The following is a 24510-nucleotide window of genomic DNA, read 5'->3' on the forward strand; positions in this document are numbered from 1 at the left end:
ACTCCTTAGCGGACCTGGTTGATGAGCGTGGCGCCCTGCGTGGCCACGCGGTCGCCGGGCTGGAGGCCCGAGGTCACGGCCACCGAGGTGCCATCCAGCGGCACCGCCGTGACCACCCGTGGCGCAAAGCGCTCGGGCGACTCCTTGACCCAGACGATGGTCTGATTGGCCGGGTTGCGCAGCAACGCAGCGGCGGGCACTTGCACGCCATCGACCTTGTCGGTGGACTGCACGAACACGCGCACCGGCTGGCCCAGGGCCAAGGCGCCAAGCGCAGACGAGTCGCCCGCAAACTGCAGCGGCTGCGCCTGGTCGTGCAGGCTGCGCGCCGCGCCCAGAAAGCGCAGAGGCACACGCTGCCCACCCACGGCCAGCGTGGCACCGGCCACGCTGTGCGCCTGGGCGGTGTCGTAGGCCAGGGCCTCAATGCGCAGGCGCGATGGGTCTACCACCTCGAACACCTGCTCGCGCGCATCCACCACCTGCCCCGCCACGGCGTTGGCCGAAGCGATCACGCCCGACACGGGGGCCACCAGCGCATCGCGTGTGGCCAGGCCCGCGCCCACGGCGCCCAGGCGCTGGGTGAGGCTGTGCAGCTCGCTCTCGGCCGCCTCGATGTCCTTGCGCGGCACGGTGTCGGCCAGCTCCGTGAGGCGCGCCACGCGCCGTGCGGCCAGGTCGCGTGCGGCGCGCAGCTCGGCCTGCTGGGCCAGTTGGTTGGAGCGCTCGATGGCGCCCGCCGTGGGCACCACGTAGGCCAGCACCTCGCCCTTGCGCACCGCCTGGCCCACGCCAGGCAGGCCCTTGGGCCCGGCCTCCAGCCGCCCGGCCAGCACGGCCTGCACCTTGCCACCCGCGTTGGGGTCCATCACCACGGTGCCCGCCAGTTCGAAGGCCTTGGCGTGTTGCCCGGTGGCTGCCACAAAAGTGCGCACGCCCAGTTGGCGCTGCGCGGGCTTGGGCAGAAACACGCTGCCATCGGGCTGGCGGCTGGGGCCGTTGCCGGTGGGCGTGGGTGGCGCGTCGCCATGGTCGTGGCCGGGGCCTGCCAGGGCTGGCAGGGGGGCACTGAGCGCGGCGGCCATCAGCAGGGCCAGCAAGGAAGGCATGGGGTGGAAGCGCTTCATGCTGCACCTCCCACGCGCTGGGAGTTGCCCATGCGGGCAGCACGGCCCCGGCGCAGTCCCCAAACGGCTAACAGCGCCAACAGCACGGCGGCCACGGCGCCTGCAATCAGCACAGTGCGGCGGGCCAGCCCTACCGGTGCAGCATCGGTGTGGGCGGCGGGGTGTAGGTCGATCTCGCCTGCGAGCAGGTCGGTGTCAGTGCCTGCGGCCACGGTGGCGGTGACAGGGCTCACGCCCTCGGCCAGCGGGGCGGCCAGGGTGGCCTGGAACTCGCCCTCGGCCACGCGGGTGACGGGCACGCTGGTGCCCGCAATGTCCAGCTCCAGCCGGGCGTCTTTCACGGGGCTGTTGTCGCCCGCGTGGTCCAGGTAGAGCGCGATTTTTTGCCCGTCGAGCACACCCACCAGTTCAAACAGGTCGGAGGTGGCGGCAAAGCGCGGCAGGGCTGTGCCCGCTGCGGCGACGGGGGCTTCGCCATGGTCATGGCCTGCGCCAGCCAGCGCGGTCGGCGGTAGCAAGCCCAGCAGCAGGGCCAAGCCCAGTGTGGAAAAAGCGGAAGAGAGTTTCATGGTGTTCAGCAAAAGTGGTGAGGGCCTCAAGGGCGTCATTGCGGCAGCAGGCCCAGGGCCTGGCGCAGGTGGGAGATGGCGGCCGCTGCGTCGATGCGGGCGCGGGCCAGCTGGCGTTCGGCCTGGGCGGCCTCCAGCTCCACACGCAGGCGCGTGGGGCCGTCGGCTTCGCCCAGTCGGAAGGCCTTGTCGATAAAGCCGCGTGTGCCCTGCGCCAGCGCCGCGTGGCGTGCCAGCGCATCCCGCTGGGCCTGGGTGGCTTTCACGCGGGCCATGGCGGCGGCGATGTCGGCGGCCAGGCGCCTCTGCTCCACGGCAGCACGTGCCTCGGCATCGATGGCATCGGCGCGTGCTGTAGCCTGCTTCGCCTGCGCACGGTCGCCCCCGCCCAAGGGCACGCGCAGGCCCACGGTGAAGGTCTGCTGGTAGCGGTCGCCCGCCTGCTCGCGGCCGCGCGTGGCGGCCACCGTCAGCTCGGGGTTGGCACGGGTTTGCACAGCGGCCAGGTCGGCGGCGCGGCGGGCTACCTCGGCCTGGTCCTGCCAGTCGGTCGCCGCAGGGTGCTGGGCAGCGGCTGCCGCGGCGTCGGGCACGGCGGGCTCGGGCTCCGCCCCGTCCGCCAGCGCCAGGGTGGGCGCGGCCTCCTGCACACCCCAGGCGGCCAGTGCGGCCTGCGCTGCGTCCCGCGCGCCCTGGGCCTCGGCCAAGGCGGCTTCGGCCTGGGCCACGGCGCCGTCGGCCTGGGCTTGGTCCGCACGCGACAGATCCCCCGCACGCACGCGGCGCGCCACGTCGGCGGCCAGGCGCTGCGCGTTCAGGAGACGGTCTTGCGCCAGGGCCTGGTCAGCCTGCGCGCGCTGCGCCGCCCACCAGGCTTCGCGCACAGTGGCGGCCAGCTGCAGTTGCGCGGCGCGCTGACGGCTGTCCAGCGCCTGCGCTTCGGCATCGGCCAGCGCGGCCTTGCGGGCGCGCTCGCCGGGCAGCCACAGCGGCAGGGCCAGGCCCACTTCGGCTTCGCGGCTGCCCTGGTTGCTGCCGGGGCGGTCGGTTTTGGTGGACAGCTCCAGTGCTATGGGCTCGGCCGTCCAGGCCGTTGCGGCGCTGCGTGTGGCCTGCGCGGCCTCGCGCCGCAAGGCAGCAGACTGCGCTTCGGGCTGGCGCTGCCAGGCCTGCTCGAACAGGGCCTGGAGCGTGAGCGGCGCTGTGCCGGGGTTGGAGGTCTGGGCCTGTGCGGCACTGCCCAGCAGTGCCCAGCCCAGCGCCATCACCACCAGCGCGGCGATGGGCGTGTGTTGTCGTTGTTTCGTTGGTTGCATCCGATTCCTCTGCAGTGGCCAGGGCCACAGGTTGAAATCGGCGAGGCGCGATGGATGAAGGGGACGGTCAGCGGTGCACGCATGCCAACAGCAAGACGCGCACCGCTACTGCCAGGGAAGGCAGGTCTCCAACATCATCAGGAAAAGAAACGGAGCCACCCAAGCCCCCGCCTCGCCGCTCAGGCGAGAGCAGGCCAGTTGGGGCGCTCGGGGCGCGTAAGGGGTGCAGGCGGCCAGGCGGGTGCGGCCTGGCCCGGCGGGTGCGCCACGGCCACTACGATGGCCTGGGCGCTGGCACTGTGCGCCAAGCCGCCGCCTGTGCCGTGGCAGGCATGGCAGTCCATGTCGGCCAGGGTACTAGGGGAGCCCCCCGGGACCGAGTGGTCGGCCCCTTCGTCACCATGGTGCTCGTGCACATGGTGGCCAAAGTGCGATGCCTGCGGCGCTGACTCGTGCCCGCAATAGGGCGAGGCCGCCGCCCAGATGGAATGGAGCGGCATGAACACCAACAAAAAGAGGAGCAACAGGCGGCGCATGGGTTGCGGCATTCTATGCAAGCCGTGCCAACCGCCCCGGGCCATAGCCTGACGCGCTGAGGGGCCTCCTCGTGCCGGGTCCGGGGCCGGGTGCCAGGAGCCTGCGCGGTAGCGGGAATAGGAATATCGGCTGCGAGACGCGATCCAACGGTCTCGCGCGGCACAGCCACCTGGACCCGCGGGCCCGGGTGGCCTATATTGGCGCTGGCGCGACTCCGGCAAGGCTTATGGCGCCAGCGGCCTTTATCATCTCGGCGCCATGCCGCCGCCCGCCCAGCCTCTGCCCTCTACCACCTTTGCCACCACGCAGTCGTCCGGCGAGGACCGCTTTGAAGCCTGGCGCAGCGGTATCTCCGTACTGTTTGACGTGGCCCCGCTGGTGCACAGCGGCCCGCCGAAAGGATTTCACGCACAGGTTGATGCCGTTCACCTGGGCCAGTTGCTGCTGGGCGACCTGCGCTTTGGCGCCCAGCGCTTTGCACGCAGCCAGGCGCGTGCCGCGCAGGATGGCCTGGACCACTATCTGGTGCAGTGGTACCGCGAGGGCGGCTTCATCGGCCAGCACAGCGACAGCGACGACCTGCAGGTGCGCGCGGGGGATGTGGTGGTGTTTGACATGGCCCGCACGCAGCACACAGCCGCCCAGGACTCGCGCGTGCTGTCGCTGATCGTGCCGCGTGCGCTGGGCGACGAGGCTTTTGGGGGTGGGGCCAACCCCCACGGCACGGTCCTGCGCTCAGACAACGTGCTGGGCGGCCTGCTGGCAGACCACCTGGGCGCCCTGCACCGGCGGCTGCCTTCCATCGGCATGGACCAGGCCGATGACGTGGTGCGCGCCACCACGCAGATGCTTGCCGCGTGCCTGCGCCCCAGCCAGCGCACCCTGGCCGAGGCCCGTGCGCAGGTGGAGGCTGTCACGCTGGAACGCATCCAGCGCCACATCGGCCACCACCTGGGCGCCCTCATCACGCCCGAGGCGCTGTGCCGCACCTTCGGCATCTCGCGCCACCGGCTGTACCAGCTTTTTGAGCCGCTGGGCGGCGTGGCGCGCTACGTGCAGCAGCGCCGCCTGCAGCGCGCATTCCAGACCCTGTCGAACGCGGCCTACCGGCACCTGCGGGTGGCAGACGTGGCCACCCGCCTGGGCTTTGCCAGCGAAGCCCACTTCAGCCGCGCCTTCCGCGCCACCTTCGGCCACACGCCCCGGGATGTGCGCGCTGCCGCCGAATCGGCCCGCAGCAACGGCCAGGCGCCAGCCCTTTCCAACTCCCTATCGGTCGAGTACGCAGACTGGCTGCTCGGGCTTTGAGCCAACGCACAGTCAAGCCGCGCGCAAACGCTGGGTCAAGGGAAATGGGCAGAGCCCCCGCAAGATCCGGGTCAGCGCGCGTCCACCCGCGCTGTATGCTCCCATAAAGATAGCTAATAGCGATTGCCAGTAAAGCGCTAGCGGCCGTTTTTATGCCAAAAACCTCCTGGGTGGCACGCCACCCCACGAGCCCCATCTCCATGAAAACCTTCGCACTTCGGATCGCTGCACTGGTGCTGGCAACTGCTGCCACAGCGCCCGCCTTTGCCGCCACCCTCTTCGACAACCTGGAAGCCGCAGGCAAGGCCGGCAACGTTTCGTTCCAGGAGTCTTACCCACCCTACTACGCCGCCCGGAGGTTGGCCAACCGCATCCCGGTGGGCCCAGGCCCCGCGCGCATAGAAACCGTCACGATGGACGTGTACGTTTTCAACGGCCTGACCCTGCAGGTGTGCGACACCGCACCCACCAGCAACGGGCCCGACACCAGCCGCTGCACCACCTTCACGCCAGACGGCACCGCCCCGGGCCGACGGGTTTTCACCGGCAGCCAGGACATTGCCGGGGGCAACGTCGCCTGGATCGTGCTGCGCACCGTGGGGATGAGCACCGTGAGCTCCATCATTGCCGACGGCTTGGCATGGATCACCAACAACGGAGGCATCGACTGGAGCCAGATGCCCACCACGCTCGGCATGGCCATTACCGGTACGCCTATGCCTTGGAATGGTGCTTGCGGCACGGCGGCGCTGCAGCCACGGGCCACTGCGCCTGCCACCTACCTGTGCACCGCAGGCACAGCCAGTGCAGTGCAATCTGCCAACGGCGAGTACACCTGGGAATGCGCGGGCGCCAACGGCGGTGCGGCGCAGCAGTGCAGCGCGCCATGGGCCAACGCGGGCCAGGGCACGGGCACGGTGCAGACCGATGGCGCGGGCGGCTGGCAGATCACCAGCGCCACCTTTACCTCCTTGCCCGCCCCCTTGCCCACGGGCGCGCAGGCCACACAGGGGCCCCTGGCACTGGTGCTGGACGGCGGTGCAGATGGCACCAGCGCCCAGGTCACCGTGCACTACACCACGCCGGTGCCCGCAGGCGCCGTCTACCTCAAATACGGCCCGAGCCCCGAGGGCCTGGGCTGCACGGGCACCACCGCCTGCGCGCAGCCGCACTGGTATGTATTGCCCGGCGCCCAGTTTGCCCCCGACGGCCTGAGCGTGACCTTCACCCTGACCGATGGCGGCGCGGGCGACAGCGACACCACCCCCGGCCGCATCACCGACCCCGGTGTGCCCGTGCTGCTGGCCGTGCCCCCTGGCAACGCACAGGCCATCCCCACACTCGGCCCGTGGGCGCTGGCCCTGCTGGGTCTGCTGGCGGCCGCTGTGGCAGGCCGTCGGCTGACGCACAGGGCGTATTGAGTCGGCACGTTTGAACTTGCATCCATTGTTCGGGCCGAGTCGGTCGAGGCCTTGTGAGGCAGTTCGACAAGCAGGAACAGATTCAAGTAGATGGATGCCAACCCCAGAGGAAAGCGCCGGACCTGGATATCAGCGGCTGCCAATACGCCGCAGCGATCCATTCGGGTTTCGCCGCTTTTCGAGAACACTGTCTTTTCGGCCTGGGTTGCTTTGCAAATCCTCGCGATCCCTTCAGGGATTGGTATTTCTTCATAAGCAGAAACCGCTCTAGCGCCTGATGGACGAGCGCTAAAAGCTATCAAAAATATAGCAATTAATGGGTTACCCATTCTGGAAATCGCGCGCTAGCCCGACCTGCCGCAAACGCTGAAGCAAGTGCAGACCAAACAGCCAGTCAAGCCAGCGGCATTTCTTGCACGCACCATCCAGGCAGCGGCTGCAATCTCGCCGGGCTCACGGGCGGCCGGGTAGACAGCGCAGCGCTCCAGACGCCGGGGATGCAGATCCACTGAGCCCCCACACACAGAGCAGCCACACCACGTGCGGCCCGTGTGCAAGGCACACAGCGTGGGCATGCATCTGCGTCTGGTTTGCGTCTGTGCTGGGTTTGGACCTGCGCGCGAGAGCGAGGGGAGGCGTTGTCACCAACGCCGCGCAGGTCCGCGCGAGAGGCTCACTGAGCTTTTGCTGTTTTGTTGCTGTTTTGTTGCTGCTTTAGTTTTTGCTATCTCTTCTTTTCTTGCCTACAGGGACCATTCCAATGACCAACACCCCCTTGCTTCGTTTTCGCCCATGGGCCAGCCTGCTGGCCACTACCGCCCTGGCGGCGTCCGGCTCGGTCTGGGCACAGGCACAGCCCCCGGTGGGCGCCATCACGTATGTGGCCGGGCTGGCAGGCCCTGCGCAGCCGGTGCCTACGCTCGCAGAATGGGGTGTGCTGGTTCTGTCGCTGCTGATGGCATTGATGGCCTGGCGTGCGGCGCGCGGCCACCTGGCAAGCCTGATGCTGGCCATTGCCCCCGGTGTGCTGGCGGCTGCCATGCTGGTGGCCACCTCCTGGAGCAGCCCGGTCGAGGCACAGCCCATGGGGGTCAGTGTGCTGCTGGACAACCCATCTGGCGCCACGGCAGACATTCCGTACCACGAGTCGCTGGACTGGCCCGCCGCCGACTACATGCACCAGTACGAGGTGCGCAACACCACCGGGCAGACCGTGCGCATCACCGACATCACCCTCACCGCAGGACACAACAACCGCAACCCGCTCGACATACCACGCTGCACGGTGGGCATGGTGCTGGCCGCTGACGAAGGCTGCTTCCTGCTGGTCTCCAAGCCACACTGACCGCGCTGCACCCAGCGGGTGAACGCCGGGCTGCACAGCAGTGCACCCGGTTCGGCACGGCGCCGGGCGCCATGGCAATCAGCGCCCGTGCCCACTAGCATTCACTATCAAATTAATAGCTGCTAGCGCTTGATAGATAAGCGCTAACGGTCATTTTTACCAGTTTATCGACCTACCGAGCCGCCACCAGGTACTGCGGCACCCCATCGGCCGCCAGCACCGGCGTGCTGTGCACGCCCCACACCTGCGCGATGGTGGCGGGAGTGAGCAGGTGGGTCGTGGCGTGCACGCTGCGCGGGCCTGCCAGGCCCGGGGCGAGCAGCAGGCTGTCGTGGGCGTAGCGCAGGGCCAGGTTCAGGTCGTGCAGCACCGCGACCACGCCCACGCCCTGCTCCACCGCCCAGCGGCGCACCAGGGCCAGCGTGTGGTGCTGGTGCGCCAGGTCGAGGGCGGCGGTGGGCTCGTCCAGCAGTAGCCAGCGGGTGGCGCCATCGGGCAGAGGCTCCCAGATCTGGGCCAGCGCGCGGGCCAGGTGGCTGCGGGCGCGTTCGCCGCCCGACAAGGTGTTGATGCTGCGCCCGGCCAGGTGGGCCACGCCGGTGGCCTGCATCGCCTCGTTCACGATGCGCGCCTCTTGGCGGCTGGGCTGCTGGCGGTGGGGAAAGCGCCCCATCTCCACCACTTCCTGCACCGTGAAGTCGAAGGCCACGGCCGTGTCCTGCGGCAGCACGGCGCGCTGGCGGGCCAGGCCCTGGGCGCCTTTGCCAGACACCGGCTGCCCGCCCATCCACACATGGCCCGAGCGCGGCGCGCGCTGGCCCGAAAGCATGGCCAGCAGCGTGGACTTGCCCGCGCCGTTGGGCCCCAGGATGGCCGTGACGCGCCCGGGCACCAACTGCGTATGCACGGTGGCCAGCAAGGGCCTGCCGGACACGCCCACACCCAGCTGGTCGCACACCAGCAGATCGGCGGTGGTGGTGACCGGAGATGCGACGGCGGCATTCATACCTTGCTCCGAAACTGGCGCAGCATGGCCAGAAACAGCGGCACGCCAATGAAAGCCGTGAGCACGCCCAGCGGCAGCTCGGCAGGCTGCACGATGGTGCGCGCCACGCCGTCGGCCGCCAGCACAAGCGCAGCGCCCAGCAGGGCCGAGCCCGGCAGCACCACGCGGTGGTCTGGCCCCGCCACCAGGCGCACCCAGTGCGGTGCCACCAGGCCGATGAAACTGATGATGCCGGTGGCAGCCGTGACGGCGCCCACGGCCAGCGCGGTGACCAGCACGGCCAGGCGCTTGGTGCGCTCCACCGGCACGCCCAGCAGCGCGGCCTGCGCCTCGCCCAGGGCAATCGCGTTGAGCGGGCGCGCCAGCACCAGGCCCAGGCCGCAGGCCACTGCCACGATGGCGCCCACCAGCGCCACGGCGCTCCAGCGCGCACCGCCCAGGCTGCCCAGCAGCCACATTTGTAGGTTGCGCAGCTGCTCGTCGGTGGAGATGAAGTTGAGGTAGCCCAGCCCCGCCAGCGCCAGCGCATTGACCGCCACGCCCGCCAACAGCATCAGCCCCATGCGCGTGCCGCCATCGGCCTGCGCCAGTGCATAGATCAGCGCCGTGACCAGCAAGCCGCCACCAAAGGCCATGCCCACCAGTGTCCAGCTGCCCAGCGTGCGCGGCAGGTCGGGCAGCCAGTGGCTGCCCAGCACGATGGTGATGGCCGCCGCCAGCGCGGCGCCGCTGCTCACGCCCACCAGCCCAGGGTCGGCCAGCGGGTTGCGAAACAGCCCCTGCATCAGCGCACCGGCCAGCCCCAGGCCGGCGCCAGCGGCCACGCCCATCAACAGGCGCGGCAGTCGGATGTTGATGAACACCAGGTATTCGGGTGCCTGCTCGGCAGAAGGCGCTGCGCCCAGGGCCTGCAGCAGCACCTGCCACAGCTGGGCGGGTGCAATGGCGTACGCGCCCCGCGTGCTGGCCCAGACCAAGGCCAGCACGACCAGCACTGCCCCTAGACCTATCGCCGTGCGGGGAGACAGACGCCCGGGCCTCCAGCGCGCACCCGACTGCGCCACGGCCACGCTGCTCACGCGGTGATCGCCTGGGTGCGGGTGTGCAGCTCGCGCACGGCAGCAGGCAGGCGCGGGCCAAAGCCCAGCAAGTGGCTGGCCTCCATGGCCACCAGGGCCTTGCGGCGGTAAGCGGGCGTGAGTGCCAGCTCAGGCCGCTGCCAGAAAGCGGCCTCCCCACCCAGCGCCTCGATGCCCTGCGTGCTGTTGAGCAGCACATCGGGGGCGGCGCTGGCCATGGCCTCGGCTGTGAGCGGCCGGTAGCCCGCGAACTGGGTGATGGCATTGGTGGCGCCTGCAAAGCGGATCAGCGCATCGGCCGCCGTGCCCGTGCCCGCCACCATGGGGCTGCCGCCGTGCGACAGGATGAAGATGGCGCGCGGGCGCCGCGTGGCGGCTGCCACCTGCTTTTGCACCGCCGTCCACTGCGCATCCAGGTCCGCCTGCAGGGCCTGGGCCTCGCGCTCGCGGCCCGCCACGCGGCCCACGGTGGCAACCTTGCGGCGCACTTCGTCCCAGGTGTGGTCGGCCTGCACCAGCTCCACGCGCACACCGGCGCTGCGCACCTGGTCCAGCACCACGGGCGGCCCGGCCTCGGTGGTGCCCACCACAGCGTCGGGCTTGAGGGAAAGCAGACCCTCGGCCGAGAGCTGGCGCATGTAGCCGACCTTGGCGGTCTTGAGCGCGGCCTCGGGGAACAGGCTGGTGGTGTCAGTACCCACCAGTTGGCCCTGGGCGCCCAGCAGGTAGACCACCTCGGTCAGCGCGCCGCCCAGCGAGACGATGCGCGCAGGGCGGGCCGCCCAGGCGGCCCCTGGCCCCAACGCAGACAACCAAGGCAACGCCACCACACCGCGCAGCAGCCGCCGACGCGCGCCACCTGGCCCCCGGCTTTGCACGGCCATCGGATCACGCAGCATGGGCCAGCTCCTGCACGCCAGGCAAGCGTGCCACCAGGTCGCGCCAGCCCTGCAGTTCGGGCTTGCCGGGTTTGCGTGCACCGAAGAACATGACCATCAGCTCGCCCGTGTGGTCGAACGCCTCGACCGAGGTGACAACACCATCGGCCGTGGGCTTTTCCACCACCCACACGCTGGCAATCATGTCGGTGCGCAGGTGCAGGTTGAAGCCCGCGTCCAGCACGTTGATCCACTGCGCACGCGGCGTATCGAGCGGCTGGATATTGCGCACCGGCCCGGTGTGGATCTGGATGCAGCCGCCGCTGCCCACAAACACCATGATGGGCAGGCCGTCCACCGCGGCCTCGTCCAGCAGGCGCGCCACAGCCTGCGGTGCGGCGCGCCAGGCAAACTGGCCTTCGACCAGACGAAAGCTCTGCTGGCGCTCCACGCCGAATTTCTTGGTCAGGCCGAAGAACTCGTGGGTGTCCTGCATGGCAGCCCAGGCCTCGCGCAGGCCCTGGGCGTCGATGTCGGCGTCGGGCAGCACAGCCGCTGGCGCGGGCTCCGGACCAAACACGTAACCGGCGCTGGGTTGCACGAAGCGGCTCACCACTGCGTCGAACGCAGCCAGGTCGGTGGCATCGCGCGTGAATATCTTGTGCACAGCACGGCCATGCGCGTTGTAGAACTGCAGGCTGCGCGATGGCGGCTTGGTGGGGTCCTGGGCGGCGTCATGCGCCAGCTCCGTCACCGCAAAACCCGCATGCCACTGCGCAAAGAACAGGCGCAGGTCGATGTCTTCGCCCAGTGCGATCCCCACCGGCCCGGTGGCCGACACGTGCGTATACACGCCGGTCTTCTCGTGCACCGTGCTCTCGTTGCGCGTGAGCGCCATCAGCGGGCCGCAGGCTTCGAGCGACTGCAGCAGTTCCAGCCACGAGCCCTGCAGAGGCACGGCCTTGAGCGGGTGGCCATGCTCGCCCGCATGGGCGGCCACGGCGGCGCCTTCCGACAGCCCCAGGCTCTCGGCGGCGTCCTTGGCACGCTTGCCCGCTGCGCGGGCTGCGGCGAACCGCTCACGGATATCGGGGGCGGCCTGCGGCGGATGGGCCGGAGCGCTTGGGGGGTTCGTTGCAGCGGCATTCATTGCACGGCCTCCGGTGCGGTGTGCCACAGCACACGGCGTTGTTCGGCAGCCACCATCGCGGCGCTGGCGGCCACGTCCTGGCGCGCCTTGCATTGCTGGTCCCAGCGGCCTTGCAGGCTCCAGACCACGGTGCGAAAGTGCGGCGTGAAGCCCTGGGCGTCGGCCAGCATCTGCAGGTTGGCCGCGATCTTGCTGCCCATGGCGTCGCGGTGGCTGTCGCAGCAGGCTTGCACATAGCCCGTCATCAGCGCCAGGGTGCCCGCCAGCAGTGCCTCGGCGCAGGGCAGGCTGTATTCCTCATCGCAGTGGGCGCCGGATGTGGGCAAATCGGGCATGTCAGGTGCATGGCTCATGGTCTGTCTCCTTGATGGGGTTCATCGGGATGGGCTGTGCCTTAAAAGTCCGCCACCAGCGAAACGCGCACTGCGCGGCCAGGTTGGCTGTAGGCGTCGATGAAGCTGGCGTTCGCGGCCAGGCCGCGCACGTCGGCCCAGCGCCAGTGCTTCTTGTCGGTGAGGTTGTAGATGCCCGCGTTCAGGCGCAAGTCCTTGCGAATGCGCCACTGGGCGGCCAGGTCCAGCACCGTGTACGACGGCGTGAGGAACTGCGTGCTGCCTGTAGCCACGCTCACGTCGCTGGCCTTCTTGGCGGCGGCATGGGTCATGTCCAGCCGGGCCATCCAGCCGCCGCTGTCGTAGCGCAGGCCCGCCGTCAGGCGCGATGGGTCCACGGTGTTCACCGGCTTGCCGGTAGTGGTGTCGCGGCCACGCGTCTGGCCGTAGGCAAACGGACTGCTCCACTGCCCGCCCGCCCACTGGCCCCAGCGCATGTCGCCCTTGACCTCGAAGCCGCTCAGCTTGACGCGGCCGATGTTGACTGACTGGAACACCAGCGGGTTGCCCGGTGCGCCCGTGCCGCTGACCTGGCGCAGGTCTTCGATGAAGTCCTTGTAGCGGCCAGTGAACGCGGCAGCCTCGATGGACAGGCGCTCCAGGCGCCCGCGCACGCCCAGCTCAAAGTTCTGGCTCTTCTCCGGCTTGAGGTTGGCGTTGGGCACCGTGCGGTAGTTGCCCACCGGGTTCTCGAAAAAGGCGTTGACCTGCCCCGCATTGGGCGCACGGAAGCCCGCCGCGTAGTTGCCAAACACGCTCCACTGCTCGCTGGCACGGTACAGCACGCCGAACTTGGGCGAGGTGGCATTGCCCGACAGCGACACCGCCTGCGCGCCAAAGCCCGCCTGGTCGGCCTTGATGCGGAAGGTGTCGAAGCGCACGCCGGGGGTGATGCTCCAGGGCCCGCTCACGAACTCGTCCTGCACATACAGGGCCGTGCTGGTCTCGGTGGTGTCGGGGAATCGCTTGAGCGGGAAGGTCTCGCCCGTGGGCGGCGTCACGCCGGTCTGCAGGTTCTCGACCTTGGCCGCCGTGTAGTCCAGGCCGTAGGTGATCTTCTGCACCCATGGCCCGCCATTGCGCAGCACCTTGCTGCCTTGCAGGTTGGCCTGCCAGGTGCGCTCGTCATAGGTCACGTCGCGCACGCGGTCGGCGGCGGTGTTGCGGTCTTCGGTGATGTACTCGCGCGAATGGGCGTCCTGCCAGCTCAGCGTGGCCTTCACATCGTCGGCAAACGCGGTGTTCACGCGCCAGTTGCCTTCCCACGTCGCGCGGCTGCGCTGCATGTCGGTGAACGAGGTGGAGCCCAGCACCGAGGTGGCAGCCAGCGGCGGCTTGGAGCGTGCGGTGAGCAGTTCGTAGTCGGACGTCTTGTCCACATGCTCCAGCGTGAACACATGGCGCTGGCCGCCGCCGGGCGTCAGCACCACCTTGCCCAGCAAAGCGCCGCTTCTGTCCTTTTGCGGATTGGGCTTGGTGCGGTCGGCATTGGCCGCATCGTTGGTGCCCATGTTGTCCAGCTCGCTGGCGCGGGTGACGTTGCCGCCCAGCAACCACTGCACCGTGTCGCCCGCCTTGCCTGCCACCGTGGCGCCCACGCGCTTGCCGTGCTCGTCGCCGTCATAGCCCAGGCTCACCCGGCCGCCGATGCGCTTGTCGCCATCGAGAAACGCCGAGGGGTCTGCCGTGATGAAGTTGACCAGGCCCGCCATGCCATCGGAGCCATACAGCGCCGAGGTGGCGCCGCGCACCACCTCAATGCGCTGCAGCAGCCCGATGTCCAGGTAGTCGCGCCCGAAGGCATTGGCGCTGAAGACATAGCTGCGCGGCAGGCGAATGCCATCCACCATCATCAACACGCGGTTGCCGTCCAGCCCCCGGATGTTGAAGCCCGCGTTCTGCTCGCGCCCGGTGGAGCCACTGGCCAGCGAGAAGCGTGCGGGCGACCGCGTGACCGACACGTTGGGCAACTCGCGCGCCAAGTCGCGGATGTCGCGCACCTGGCCTTCCTCGATGGCCTGCGCATTGATCACGTCGATGCTCATGGGCAGCTCGTCACGGTCCTGCTCGCTGCGCGAGCCGCTGATGACCACTTCTTTGAGCTGCGGCGCTGCAGCCACCAACTGGGCCGCATCTTGCGCATGCGCGTTGCCGATGGCGGCGCACGCACAGGCCACCAGCCATGCAAGCGGCAGCAGACGGCCTTGCAACCATTGATCGGAGGGGCGCGCCTGTGCGCACCGGGAAGAAAACGGAGGGGAACGGAATGCCTGCGCCACGGAGGGGAGTCCTTCTCTGAAACGACAACGAATACAGAGCTGGCTCCATGCAGACGGCCTTGGCTTCTGCGCGCAGAAGATCGGGCGGTTGTGGCTGGCTGATGGGATGAAATTATATGAGAATAATTCTCAATAGCAACAATTTAAAACCCTTCTTGATGGTGCTTTACAGGCCCAAGCACAGCCGCTTTCTCCGCAAACGCCGGCGCCATCCAGCCATCCAACGTAACACCGCCTGGGCGACTCCAGCCCCTCCCGGACAGACACCCAAAAACAAAGCGACTGGATGCCGAAACATCCAGTCGCTCTTATTTTTATAGCTATTAGCACTTATCCATCAAGCGCCAGAGGGCAACTTTGTTGGAATATTCCCCCCAATCACTAACCCTACCTTTGCGGGAAAGAGTTAGGGAGAGGGGTCGTGCGGTGCAGCTTTACGCTGCCACGGCTTCGCGCTGCGCTTCGGGAGCCTTGGCGCCTTCGGCCGCAGCCACCACCGGCATGCGGATCAGGTGGTCAAACGCACTCAGCGCCGCCTTCGATCCGTCGCCCGCAGCAATCACGATCTGCTTGAAAGGCACCGTGGTGCAGTCGCCCGCGGCGAACACGCCGGGGATGTTGGTGCGGCCGTGCGAGTCGACGATGATTTCGCCGAACTTGGACAGCTCCACCGTGCCCTTGAGCCACTCGGTGTTGGGCACCAGGCCGATCTGCACGAACACGCCTTCGAGCGGCACCAGGTGCTCCACGTTGGTGGCGCGGTCCTTGTACTTGAGGCCGTTGACCTTGCCGTCGGCGCCGGTGATTTCAGTGGTCTGCGCGTTGGTGTGGATGGTCACGTTGGGCAGGCTCTTGAGCTTGTTGACCAGCACGGCGTCGGCCTTGAGCTGGTCGGCAAACTCGATGAGCGTGACGTGGGCCACGATGCCCGCCAGATCGATGGCAGCCTCGACACCCGAGTTGCCGCCGCCGATGACCGCCGTGCGCTTGCCCTTGAACAGCGGGCCGTCGCAGTGCGGGCAGTAGGCCACGCCCTTGTTCTTGTACTCGGCTTCGCCGGGCACGTTGACATTGCGCCAGCGGGCGCCGGTGGACAGGATCACCGTCTTGGACTGCAGCGTGGCGCCGTTGGCCATTTGCACGCTGATGAGGCCACCTGGCTCGGCCGCGGGGATGAGTTTGTCGGCGCGTTGCAGGTTCATGATGTCCACGCCGTAGGCGCGGGTGTGGGCTTCGAGTGCGGCGGCAAACTTGGGGCCGTCGGTTTCGAGCACCGAGATGTAGTTTTCAATCGCCAGCGTGTCATTGACCTGACCGCCAAAGCGCTCGGCAGCGACGCCGGTGCGGATGCCTTTGCGGGCGGCGTACACAGCGGCCGCGGCGCCTGCGGGGCCACCACCGACGATGAGCACGTCGTACGGGGCCTTGGCGCTGAGCTTGGCGGCTTCGCGAGCGGCGGCGCCGGTGTCGAGCTTGGCGACGATTTCTTCAATCGTCATGCGGCCGGAGCCGAAGACCTGGCCGTTCAAAAACACCATGGGCACGGCCATGATTTCGCGCTCGGTCACTTCCTGCTGGAAGGCGCCGCCTTCGATGACGGTGGTCTTGACCTTGGGGTTGACGATGGCCATGAGCGACAGCGCCTGCACCACGTCCGGGCAGTTGTGGCAGGTCAGGCTCATGTAGACCTCAAAGTTGAAGTCGCCATCCAGGGCCTTGATCGAATCGATCACGTCCTGCTCCACCTTGGGCGGGTGGCCGCCCGTCCACAGCAGGGCCAGCACCAACGAAGTGAATTCATGGCCCAGGGGCAGGCCGGCAAAACGCAGGCTGTTGGTGGCACCCACACGCTGCAGGCTGAAGGATGGCTTGCGCGCATCGTTGCCGTCGGTGCGCAGGGTGATCTTGTCGCTGCGCAGGGATTGGATGGTTGTCAGCAGCTCGCGCATGTCGCGCGCAGTCTCGCTGTCGTCCAGGGATGCCACCAGCTCAAACGGCTGCTGCACGCGCTCCAGGTAGGCGGCGAGTTGGGTCTTGAGTTGTTCGTCGAGCATGGTGGTGTCCTTTGAATTTGGAGTTGTATGTGGGGAGCGTGATGGCAAGCGTGGTTCGGATCAAGCCTGCCGGTCAAACTCCGGGCGTAAAAAAGCCGGACGGCACGGCGCACAGGCGCCATGACGCTGTCCGGCTTCAGAGGCCGAGAAAAGCGACTAGAAGGTGGGAAGGGGCCCGGCGTGCCAGAGCGGGCCGCACAAACGTGCTCCGTCTAGGCGCAAAGCGCAGGCATAGCTTGGGCTATGGCGAGCATTTGCAACGACGAGGGTGCGCGTTTTTGCGGGACGAGCGGGCATGGCGGGCTCTTTCACACCTTCTTAAATCTTGCCGACCAGGTCCAGCGAAGGCGTCAGGGTCTTGGCGCCTTCCTTCCACTTGGCGGGGCAGACTTGGCCAGGGTTGGCGGCGGTGAACTGGGCAGCCTTGAGCTTGCGCAGGGTTTCCGACACGTCGCGGGCGATTTCGTTGGAGTGGATTTCCAGGGTCTTGATCACGCCATCGGGGTTGATCACGAACGTGCCGCGCAGTGCCAGGCCTTCTTCAGGGATGTGTACGCCGAAAGCGTTGGTCAGCTGGTGCGTAGGGTCGCCAACCAGGGGGAATTTGGCCTTGCCGACAGCGTCGGACGTTTCGTGCCAGACCTTGTGCGAGAAGTGGGTGTCGGTGGTCACGATGTAGACCTCGGCACCGGCTGCCTGGAAAGCAGCATAGTTGTCGGCGGCGTCTTCGATTTCGGTGGGGCAGTTGAAGGTGAAAGCTGCGGGCATGAAGATCAGCACGGACCACTTGCCCTTGAGGGACTGCTCGGTCACTTCGATGAATTCACCCTTGCCATCACGGTTGACGAAAGCGGTGGTCTTGAAGGGCTGAACTTGCGTATTGATCAGGGACATTGCTGTTTCCTTGGTGGTTGGTTAACTGAACAGGACTGAAGTCTAGGCCTTTCGAGACCATCAATCCAATTAATTGATTTGATTGAATCAATTGCCTGTGACTATACAGTGACACCCTGCCCTCAGGCCGGGGCGGGCATTTTGCCCCCTTTTAAACCCCCAAAGACCGCAACGAAGCCGCTGCACGAACCACCGCCCACCTGGTCAACCCTTGCGGCATATCAAACATTCAAATACAACTGATTCGCGTTTAGTTTTATCATCTGCCGCACCGCAGCAACACCACCCAGGCCACTTTGCTGCAGTGGGCCAGCCAAAGCTCGACGCCTCTGAAATATTGGTCAAAACGGCCTGTAGCGCTTTATTGATAAGCGCAAGCAGCTCATAAATTTATAGCAAAGACCTCAAACACCATGTTCCAAACACTTCTGATCTGTTTCCGCGAAGGGCTGGAAGCCCTGCTCGTGGTGGCGATTGCCACCCTGTACCTGCGCAAGACCGGGCGCCTGCACCTGTTGCTGCCACTGCGCGCGGGCGTAGGCGTGGCAGCCCTGCTCTCGCTGGTGCTGGGCTGGGTGCTCTCGCAAGTGGGCGCGCTGTCGCCCGCAGCCGAGGGTGGCATGGCGCTGGTGGCTGCCGCCACCGTGGCCTGGTGCGTGGTGCACATGCGCCGTGCGGGCCAAGGCATGGGCCAGGACATTGCCCAGCGCATGGACCGCGCCAGCGTGCTGGAAGGCCCGCGCGCCTGGGTGGCGGTGTTCCTGTTTGCCCTCTTCATGGTGGGCCGCGAAGGCGTGGAAACCGCCACCATGCTCGCCGCTCTGGCCCGCAGCGCCGAGCTGGGCTACATGGCCTGGGGCGGTCTGGCGGGCCTGGCGCTGGCCATTGCCATCGCCTGGGCCTGGACGCGCTACGGCCGCGCGGTGAACCTTGCGCGGTTCTTCCGCGTCACGTCGTGGTTCATGGCGGTGTTTGCGGTGCAACTGGTGGTGTATGCGTTCCATGAGTTCACCGAAGGCGCAGCGATACCCGGCATCGACAACGCTTACTGGCATGCGGCCACCGAAGACCTGGCCGAAGGCACCATTGCCCAGGCCATCTCGCTGGCCCTGGTGCTGGTGCCCACGGTATGGCTGGGCCTCGCGCACTGGCGTGAGCGGCGCACGGCGCCATCGTCTGCAGCCGCAACCGCCATGGGCACACAGGCGGCCGCGCCACGCGCCGCACAATAGCCCCGCGCACGGCCTGCGCAGCCCCATCGGGCCTACCGTGCCGGATAGGGTCGACCGGGGTGAACGCGAACGCCTATCAACCTCACACGCAGCCAGCGCGCTCTAGCAGGGATATGCCTTGCGCGTGTTGATATGGCTCACGACAATCGGGGCCGAATCAACACAACACAACAAGGAGTCCCCATGAAAGGTGACGCACAGGTCATTGGCCATCTGCAGGCCCAGCTCAAGAACGAACTCACGGCCATCAACCAGTACTTCCTGCACTACCGCATGCTCAAGCACTGGGGCTTCGACAAGCTGGCCAAGAAGGAGTATTCGGAATCCATCGGCGAGATGAAGCATGCCGACTGGCTCATGGACCGCATCTTCACGCTGGATGGCCTGCCCAACCTGCAGGACCTGGCCAAGATCCAGGTCGGCGAAGACGTACCAGAGATCCTGGCCTGCGACCTGCGCGCCGAACAAGGCGCCCAGGCCACCATCAAGGATGGCATCGCCCACTGTGAAACGGTGCGTGACTATGTCTCGCGCGACCTGCTGCAAAAGATCCTGGACGACACCGAAGAGCACATCGACTTCCTGGAAACCCAGATCGATCTGATCGGCAAGGTGGGCCTGCAGAACTACCTGCAATCGCAGATGGGTGACGTGGAGTAACGCCAAGACTGCACCAGAGCGCTCCACGAAAAGTACCAAGAAGAACAACAAAAAACGGGCCGAGGCCCGTTTTTTTGTGCCCACGCCATCACCAAGCGCCCCCGACTGCACGGGGCTGCGAAGCACAGCCCTACCCCCATGTCACAAGCTGTTGCAAGCACACATCAAACCAGCGCAAATAGCATTTTTATAAATGCGAATGCTTCTCAACAAAAGTAGAATGCGTTCTTACGACCAAGGCCATTCCTTCTTGCAGATCCCGATCTGCAAGGGCAGGTCCCGTGATTCCCTTTAACACCTAGCCAGCCAGTCAGCCGGGCTCTCCGCCGCTGCAGCCAGCGTTTGTACGTTTGCCGTACGACACCTACTGCCTGGAGCCTTTCTGATGCCGCGCAGCACCGCCAGCCCCTGCCCTGCAGGAGTTCTGCTTCTCTCCTTTTTTGAAGGCTGCACCGCCCTGGGTGCCGCCGCAGGTCGGCCATGAAGGCGGCCCGCGTTGACTGGCGCTACCGCCTGGCCGTTACCTCCCGCGCCATGGCGGCCATTGGGGGTGGGTATGCACTGGCCGCAGGGTTCACGGCCGCGCTTTCGCTTGCGTTGGCGCTGTGGATGCCGCGCGTGGAGGCCGTGCTGACCGCCACCATGCTGGCCTGGCTGGCCTATGCCATGGCGGCGGGATGGGCGTTTTATGCGCGCACGGCCTGGGGCGCCTGGGGCGGCACACTGCTGCCCGCCCTGGCAATGGGCGCGTGCGCCATGGCGCCGCAATGGATGAGGGGCGCGCCATGACAACAGCGACCTCCACCGTGCGCAAGAGCGCCGACCGCGAAGGCTTTCGCCAGGCGATGTCGTGGCTGCACACCTGGGCAGGGCTCATCCTGGGCTGGCTGCTGTTTGCGATCTTCCTCACGGGCACGCTGTCGTTCTTCAAGAACGAGTTCAACCTGTGGATGCGGCCCGAGATGCACGGGCTGCCGCGCACCGACGCGGCCGATGCGCAGGTGGCCCAGAAGTCCGTGGACGCGCTGGTGCGCAAGGCCCCTGACGTCACCCAGTGGATCCTGCACCTGCCCGATGACCGCGACCCAGCTGTCAACATGCTCTGGCGCGGCACCGGCAACGGGCGCTTTGAAACGCTGCGCATGAACCCGCAGACGGGCGAGCCCATCGAGGCGCGCCAGACCATGGGCGGTGATTTTTTCTACCGCTTTCACTTCGAGCTGCGTACCGCGCAAAAGGGCCGCTGGACTATCCAAGGCCGCTGGGTGGTGGGCGTGGCCACGATGCTGATGTTTGTGGCGCTGATCACCGGCGTGATCACACACCGCCGCATCTTCAAGGACTTCTTCACCTTCCGCCCTACCAAGGGCGGGCAGCGTGCCTGGCTGGATGCGCACAACGTCAGCGGCGTGCTGGTGCTGCCGTTCTATCTGATGATCACCTTCAGCGGGCTGATGATCTTCCACACGCTGTACATGCCCGCGGGCATTGCCGCCAACTACAAGAACGAGAAAGGCGTGGACTCCAACGCGTACTTTGCCGACCTGCAGGGCGAGAAGCCCGAAAGCCGTCCCCGCCGGGGTGCGGGCGACAAGGTGGCGCCCCTGCCCGCCATCACCCTGCAGCCCATCATCGACGCGGCCACCACCCGCTGGCAGGGCGGGCGCATCGGCAGCGTGCAGGCGCGCCGCGATGCCAACGGCCGCGCCGTGGTGGAGGTAACGCGCCACGAAGGCGACCGCCTGCAGTACCGCCCACCGCGCCTGCTGTTTGATGCCACCACCGGCGAGTGGCTGGACCATGCCGACGCCACCAGCCCCGCCGTCAAGACCTATGGTGTGCTGTATGGCCTGCACATGGCGCGGTTTGCCGATGTGGGCCTGCGCTGGGCGCTGTTCGGTTTTGGGGTGCTGGGCAGCCTGATGATTGCCACGGGCATGGTGCTGTGGTCGGTCAAGCGCAGCGCCAAGTCGCAGACACAGGCCAGCCGCCAAGGGGCGGCCAAAACGACCAGCAACACAACCAGCAACGCGCCCGCTGCGCACCCCAAAGCGCCGTTCGGCGAGCGCCTGGTGGCTGGCATCAACATCGCGACACTGGCCGGGCTGCCGCTGGCCTGTGGCGTGTACCTGGCCGCCAACCGCCTGATCCCTGTGGGCATCGAGGGCCGAGCGGATGCAGAGCTGGCCTGGTTCTTCAGCGCCTGGGGCATCACGCTGCTGTGGGCGCTGGCCTGCGCGGTGGTGCGCCCGCACCGCCTGGGCTGGACGGTGCCGCTGGCCGCTGCGGGCCTGGTGTGGGTCGCGCTGCCGCTGATCAACGCGCTGACCACACACACCCACCTGGGCGTGAGCCTGCCCGCGCGCGAATGGGTGTGGGTCAGCATGGACCTGTCGTTTTTGGCCACCGGGCTGCTGCTGGGCTGGCTGGCGTGGCGCGTGCGCCCTGGTCGCACGCCCCGGCGCGGTGCGCCTGCACGGAGTGCGCGACCCGCGCGACCTGCCCCGTCGGTGCCCGTGGCGCCTGCCGAAACCTCCACCTCGGGAGCCTGAGCCATGTCTGCCTTTCTTCTGTGCTTTGCCGCCTGGTCGGCCATTGCGCTGGGCATGGATCGCCACCACGAAGACGCCCTGGGCCAGGAAGGCGCCGCGCGCCGCCTGGTGGCGTTGCGCCGCTCGGGCTGGCTGCTGCTGGTGCTTTCGCTGTGGCTGGCAGCGGCGCACCCGCCGGGGGGCGTGCCTGCATCCCTGGGCGTAACGGCATGGTCCGTGGCCCTGTCGGTGGCCGCCGTGGCGGTCACGGCAACCGTCACCTGGCAGCCCCGGCGCACGCCCGAACTGGCTGGCGCCGCCCTGCTGGCGGGCTTGCTGGCGCGGGCGCTGGGGTGGTGATGGACAGGCTCCACGCTCCCGCAGCCGTGCGCTGAGCCGCTCGGGCTCGAACTCGCTTTTCTGTTTTCACGGCCCCACCACATCCCAGACAGCGGGCCTTCGCGGCGCGCGCCAGGCCACGAGGTGCAAGGGCTTTTCGCCAACCGCGTTGCGCTCACTCCAAGGAAAACCATGCACGCTTACACACCAACCCCCTATCGGCTCCACCCGCTGGTGGCCGCCCTGCTTGCCACGCTGTGTGGCACGGCACTGGCGCAGACGACGGCGCCGCCCCCTGCAGTTGCGCAGACCACGCCGCAGACGCTGGGCGAGGTCACCGTGCAATCCAGCGCGGACGACGACGGCTATTCACCCGCCGCCGCCAGCACGGCCACCAAGGGCAGCGCGCCGCTGCGCGATGTGCCCCAGGCCGTGAACGTGGTGCCCGCGCAGCTCCTGCGCGACCAGGGTGCGCGTTCCATGGAAGACGCGCTGCGCAACGTGCCCGGCGTGGCCATGAGCCACGGCGACGGCCAGCGCGACCAGGTGGTTATCCGGGGCTTCACCGCCATTGCCGACCAGTTTGTGGATGGCGTGCGCGACGACGCGCTGTACTTCCGTGACCTGGCCGACATCGAGCGTGTGGAAGTGCTCAAGGGCCCTGCCGCAGTGCTGTACGGGCGCGGATCGTCGGGTGGCCTGATCAACCGTGTGACCAAGAAGCCCAAGTTTGGCGAGACCTCGGGCGAGGCATCGCTGGGCCTGGGCAATTTCGACTACCGCCGCGCCACGGCCGACGTGAATGTGGGCATCAGCGACACCGCCGCCTTCCGCATCAACGCCGCCGTCGAAGACTCGGGCAGCTACCGCGACCAGCAGTTCGTCAAGCGCCACAATTTCGCGCCGTCGCTCGCGCTCAAGCTCGCGGCGCAGACCGACCTGCTGCTGCAGTACACCAACGCGCGCGACAGGCGCCTGACGGACTTCGGCATTCCTGCGCTCAACGGCCGCCCAGTCAACGTGCCCGCGAGCACCTACTACGGCTCCAGCAACGCCGCGCAGGACGACACCACCACCAGCACCATGCAGTCGTTCGCAGCCACGCTGAACCACCGCTTCAACGACGACTGGTCGGTGCGCAACGTCACGCGCCTGTACGACTACGCGCTGGACCGTTACAACACCCTGCCCGGCGGCACCACCGACCCGGTGAACCTGACGGTGGGCCGCACGCGCTCGTTCATCCTGCGCGATGAAAAAGGCTTCTTCAACCAGACCGACGTGACGTGGCGCAACCAGCTCGGCGGCTTCAAGCAGGAGTGGCTGATGGGTGTGGAACTGGGCCAGCAAAAGAAACGCTCCGAGTCCGTCACCGGTGGCGCAGACCGCGTGCCACTCTTCAACCCCGGCAATCGCCCTGCTCCCGCCATCCCAGCGGCCAACTACAACGCCGACAGCGCCATCCCCAGCCACACCACGCAAGACACGGCCGCGCTGTACTGGCAAAACCAGATCACGCTGGCGCCCCAATGGAAGGCGCTGGTGGGCGCCCGCTACGACGTCTTCGGGCAAGAGACCACGTTCGACCGCAAGCTCGCAACGCTCTCGCGCACCGACAAAAAGTTCAGCCCTCGCGCGGGCCTGGTGTGGCAGCCGAGCGATGTGGTGTCGTACTACGTGTCGTACAGCAAATCCTTCCAGCCCTCGGCCGAAGCGTTTGCGCTGGCCGCCAACAACACCGGCGCCGAACCCGAGATCACCGAGAACAAGGAAATCGGCGTCAAGCTCGACCTGCTGGACGGCCGCCTCAATGTCACCGGTGCGCTCTTCAACCTGGAGCGCACCAACATCAAGAACACCGACCCCGCCAACCCTGGACGCCAGATCAACGTGGGCACCCAGCGCACCAACGGCCTGGAGCTGACCGCCAACGGCCGCCTGCCCGGCCGGTGGGACGTGAGCACCGGCTACGCCTGGCTGGACGGCCGCATGACGAAGTCACTGGCCACCACCACATCCACACAGCTGCCCACCGCCGCCATCGCCGCCCAAGGCAAGGTGCCCGCGCTCACGCCGCGCAACTCCGCCTTCCTGTGGGCCATGAAAGACCTGGGCCACGGCCTGCGCATGGGCGGCGGCGTGAACTATGTGGGTGCGCGCTTCACCTCGCTGACCAACCTGGTCACCCTGCCCGGCTACACCACGCTGGACGCGGCCCTGCAGTACACGCTGGGCCAGTGGGATGTGGACGTGAACATCAAGAACCTGGCCAACCGCAAGTACTACGTGTCGGCCCACGGCAGCAACGACAACCTGATCCTGCCCGGCTCGCCGCGCGCGGTGCAGGTGACGCTGCGCACGCGGTTCTGACGCTGCGTCTGCAGGCGCAGCAC

The 24510-nt window shown here is 67.5% G+C and carries 21 protein-coding genes; 9 read left to right on the top strand and 12 right to left on the bottom strand.

What is annotated here, in order from left to right; all coding sequences use genetic code 11:
• Positions 1–5 precede the first annotated feature (5 nt).
• The 4 genes from ACSQ22_RS05525 to ACSQ22_RS05540 all read right to left on the bottom strand — a co-directional run bounded on the left by ACSQ22_RS05525 (position 6) and on the right by ACSQ22_RS05540 (position 3548).
• Entirely contained in the window at positions 6–1127 is a 1122-nt protein-coding gene (locus ACSQ22_RS05525; RefSeq protein ID WP_436129693.1) for an efflux RND transporter periplasmic adaptor subunit, read from the bottom strand.
• Positions 1124–1696: a hypothetical protein gene (locus ACSQ22_RS05530; RefSeq protein WP_436129694.1), complete on the bottom strand. Its 573-nt coding sequence runs from the start codon at positions 1694–1696 to the stop codon at positions 1124–1126. Before ACSQ22_RS05530 ends, ACSQ22_RS05525 begins: the two co-directional genes overlap by 4 nt.
• A gap of 35 nt (positions 1697–1731) precedes the next feature.
• A complete protein-coding gene (locus ACSQ22_RS05535; protein WP_436129695.1) occupies positions 1732–3012 on the bottom strand; it encodes a TolC family protein in 1281 nt (426 codons plus the stop codon).
• A 179-nt stretch (positions 3013–3191) separates the two neighbouring features.
• Positions 3192–3548 carry a hypothetical protein gene (locus ACSQ22_RS05540; RefSeq protein WP_436129696.1) on the bottom strand — a complete coding sequence of 119 codons (357 nt, stop codon included), beginning with the start codon at positions 3546–3548 and terminating at the stop codon, positions 3192–3194.
• Between the two features lie 259 nt (positions 3549–3807).
• Here ACSQ22_RS05540 and ACSQ22_RS05545 point away from each other — a divergent pair, with 259 nt between their 5' ends.
• From ACSQ22_RS05545 to ACSQ22_RS05555, 3 genes are all read left to right on the top strand, one after another.
• Positions 3808–4857, top strand: a complete 1050-nt coding sequence (locus ACSQ22_RS05545) for a helix-turn-helix domain-containing protein (protein WP_436129697.1) — start codon at positions 3808–3810, stop codon at positions 4855–4857.
• A 200-nt stretch (positions 4858–5057) separates the two neighbouring features.
• Complete coding sequence (locus ACSQ22_RS05550; RefSeq protein ID WP_436129698.1) at positions 5058–6278, top strand: IPTL-CTERM sorting domain-containing protein; 1221 nt, start codon at positions 5058–5060, stop codon at positions 6276–6278.
• A 760-nt stretch (positions 6279–7038) separates the two neighbouring features.
• Positions 7039–7623 (top strand): midcut-by-XrtH protein, encoded by a 585-nt coding sequence (locus tag ACSQ22_RS05555; protein WP_436129699.1) that lies wholly within the window; start codon positions 7039–7041, stop codon positions 7621–7623.
• A 172-nt stretch (positions 7624–7795) separates the two neighbouring features.
• Here the strand turns inward: ACSQ22_RS05555 and ACSQ22_RS05560 are convergent, their stop codons facing one another.
• The 8 genes from ACSQ22_RS05560 to ahpC all read right to left on the bottom strand — a co-directional run bounded on the left by ACSQ22_RS05560 (position 7796) and on the right by ahpC (position 17355).
• Entirely contained in the window at positions 7796–8629 is an 834-nt protein-coding gene (locus ACSQ22_RS05560; RefSeq protein WP_436129700.1) for a heme ABC transporter ATP-binding protein, read from the bottom strand.
• On the bottom strand, positions 8626–9708 hold the full coding sequence (locus ACSQ22_RS05565; RefSeq protein WP_228899559.1) for a FecCD family ABC transporter permease: 1083 nt from the start codon (positions 9706–9708) through the stop codon (positions 8626–8628). Before ACSQ22_RS05565 ends, ACSQ22_RS05560 begins: the two co-directional genes overlap by 4 nt.
• Positions 9705–10607, bottom strand: coding sequence for a heme/hemin ABC transporter substrate-binding protein (locus tag ACSQ22_RS05570; RefSeq protein ID WP_228899558.1), 903 nt, complete (start codon positions 10605–10607; stop codon positions 9705–9707). The genes ACSQ22_RS05565 and ACSQ22_RS05570 overlap by 4 nt, the downstream gene beginning before the upstream one ends.
• Positions 10597–11736, bottom strand: coding sequence for a hemin-degrading factor (locus tag ACSQ22_RS05575; protein WP_228899548.1), 1140 nt, complete (start codon positions 11734–11736; stop codon positions 10597–10599). Before ACSQ22_RS05575 ends, ACSQ22_RS05570 begins: the two co-directional genes overlap by 11 nt.
• A complete protein-coding gene (locus tag ACSQ22_RS05580) occupies positions 11733–12089 on the bottom strand; it encodes a hypothetical protein (protein ID WP_228899546.1) in 357 nt (118 codons plus the stop codon). The genes ACSQ22_RS05575 and ACSQ22_RS05580 overlap by 4 nt, the downstream gene beginning before the upstream one ends.
• A 41-nt stretch (positions 12090–12130) precedes the next feature.
• On the bottom strand, positions 12131–14338 hold the full coding sequence (locus ACSQ22_RS05585) for a TonB-dependent hemoglobin/transferrin/lactoferrin family receptor (RefSeq protein WP_436129931.1): 2208 nt from the start codon (positions 14336–14338) through the stop codon (positions 12131–12133).
• 503 nt (positions 14339–14841) lie between these two features.
• Positions 14842–16461: an alkyl hydroperoxide reductase subunit F gene (gene ahpF, locus ACSQ22_RS05590; protein ID WP_436129701.1), complete on the bottom strand. Its 1620-nt coding sequence runs from the start codon at positions 16459–16461 to the stop codon at positions 14842–14844.
• 318 nt (positions 16462–16779) lie between these two features.
• Positions 16780–17355, bottom strand: coding sequence for an alkyl hydroperoxide reductase subunit C (gene ahpC, locus ACSQ22_RS05595; RefSeq protein ID WP_426304638.1), 576 nt, complete (start codon positions 17353–17355; stop codon positions 16780–16782).
• 413 nt (positions 17356–17768) lie between these two features.
• On the opposite strand from ahpC, the gene ACSQ22_RS05600 reads away from it, so the two are divergent.
• The 6 genes from ACSQ22_RS05600 (at position 17769) to ACSQ22_RS05625 (ending at position 24487) form a co-directional block, all read left to right on the top strand.
• Positions 17769–18587 (top strand): FTR1 family iron permease, encoded by an 819-nt coding sequence (locus ACSQ22_RS05600; RefSeq protein ID WP_228899542.1) that lies wholly within the window; start codon positions 17769–17771, stop codon positions 18585–18587.
• A gap of 183 nt (positions 18588–18770) precedes the next feature.
• Positions 18771–19247, top strand: coding sequence for a bacterioferritin (gene bfr, locus ACSQ22_RS05605; RefSeq protein ID WP_055398627.1), 477 nt, complete (start codon positions 18771–18773; stop codon positions 19245–19247).
• A gap of 480 nt (positions 19248–19727) precedes the next feature.
• On the top strand, positions 19728–20036 hold the full coding sequence (locus ACSQ22_RS05610; protein ID WP_436129702.1) for a DUF3649 domain-containing protein: 309 nt from the start codon (positions 19728–19730) through the stop codon (positions 20034–20036).
• Complete coding sequence (locus tag ACSQ22_RS05615) at positions 20033–21799, top strand: PepSY-associated TM helix domain-containing protein (protein WP_228899539.1); 1767 nt, start codon at positions 20033–20035, stop codon at positions 21797–21799. The genes ACSQ22_RS05610 and ACSQ22_RS05615 overlap by 4 nt, the downstream gene beginning before the upstream one ends.
• Positions 21800–21802: 3 nt before the next feature.
• Entirely contained in the window at positions 21803–22138 is a 336-nt protein-coding gene (locus ACSQ22_RS05620) for a DUF3325 domain-containing protein (RefSeq protein ID WP_055398625.1), read from the top strand.
• Positions 22139–22309: 171 nt separating this feature from the next.
• Complete coding sequence (locus tag ACSQ22_RS05625; protein WP_436129703.1) at positions 22310–24487, top strand: TonB-dependent receptor; 2178 nt, start codon at positions 22310–22312, stop codon at positions 24485–24487.
• Positions 24488–24510 lie beyond the last annotated feature (23 nt).

It is taken from the genome of Acidovorax sp. LjRoot38 (assembly GCF_964252975.1).
GTDB lineage: Bacteria > Pseudomonadota > Gammaproteobacteria > Burkholderiales > Burkholderiaceae_C > Acidovorax > Acidovorax facilis.

Coding starts and splice junctions, on each gene's coding strand:
- ACSQ22_RS05615 (WP_228899539.1), top strand. CDS start 20,033: ATGACAACAGCGACCTCCACCGTGCGCAAGAGCGCCGACCGCGAAGGC.
- bfr (WP_055398627.1), top strand. CDS start 18,771: ATGAAAGGTGACGCACAGGTCATTGGCCATCTGCAGGCCCAGCTCAAG.
- ACSQ22_RS05560 (WP_436129700.1), bottom strand. CDS start 8,629: ATGAATGCCGCCGTCGCATCTCCGGTCACCACCACCGCCGATCTGCTG.
- ACSQ22_RS05550 (WP_436129698.1), top strand. CDS start 5,058: ATGAAAACCTTCGCACTTCGGATCGCTGCACTGGTGCTGGCAACTGCT.
- ACSQ22_RS05575 (WP_228899548.1), bottom strand. CDS start 11,736: ATGAATGCCGCTGCAACGAACCCCCCAAGCGCTCCGGCCCATCCGCCG.
- ACSQ22_RS05530 (WP_436129694.1), bottom strand. CDS start 1,696: ATGAAACTCTCTTCCGCTTTTTCCACACTGGGCTTGGCCCTGCTGCTG.
- ahpC (WP_426304638.1), bottom strand. CDS start 17,355: ATGTCCCTGATCAATACGCAAGTTCAGCCCTTCAAGACCACCGCTTTC.
- ACSQ22_RS05600 (WP_228899542.1), top strand. CDS start 17,769: ATGTTCCAAACACTTCTGATCTGTTTCCGCGAAGGGCTGGAAGCCCTG.
- ACSQ22_RS05555 (WP_436129699.1), top strand. CDS start 7,039: ATGACCAACACCCCCTTGCTTCGTTTTCGCCCATGGGCCAGCCTGCTG.
- ahpF (WP_436129701.1), bottom strand. CDS start 16,461: ATGCTCGACGAACAACTCAAGACCCAACTCGCCGCCTACCTGGAGCGC.
- ACSQ22_RS05570 (WP_228899558.1), bottom strand. CDS start 10,607: ATGCTGCGTGATCCGATGGCCGTGCAAAGCCGGGGGCCAGGTGGCGCG.
- ACSQ22_RS05535 (WP_436129695.1), bottom strand. CDS start 3,012: ATGCAACCAACGAAACAACGACAACACACGCCCATCGCCGCGCTGGTG.
- ACSQ22_RS05625 (WP_436129703.1), top strand. CDS start 22,310: ATGCACGCTTACACACCAACCCCCTATCGGCTCCACCCGCTGGTGGCC.
- ACSQ22_RS05620 (WP_055398625.1), top strand. CDS start 21,803: ATGTCTGCCTTTCTTCTGTGCTTTGCCGCCTGGTCGGCCATTGCGCTG.
- ACSQ22_RS05525 (WP_436129693.1), bottom strand. CDS start 1,127: ATGAAGCGCTTCCACCCCATGCCTTCCTTGCTGGCCCTGCTGATGGCC.
- ACSQ22_RS05610 (WP_436129702.1), top strand. CDS start 19,728: ATGAAGGCGGCCCGCGTTGACTGGCGCTACCGCCTGGCCGTTACCTCC.
- ACSQ22_RS05580 (WP_228899546.1), bottom strand. CDS start 12,089: ATGAGCCATGCACCTGACATGCCCGATTTGCCCACATCCGGCGCCCAC.
- ACSQ22_RS05540 (WP_436129696.1), bottom strand. CDS start 3,548: ATGCGCCGCCTGTTGCTCCTCTTTTTGTTGGTGTTCATGCCGCTCCAT.
- ACSQ22_RS05545 (WP_436129697.1), top strand. CDS start 3,808: ATGCCGCCGCCCGCCCAGCCTCTGCCCTCTACCACCTTTGCCACCACG.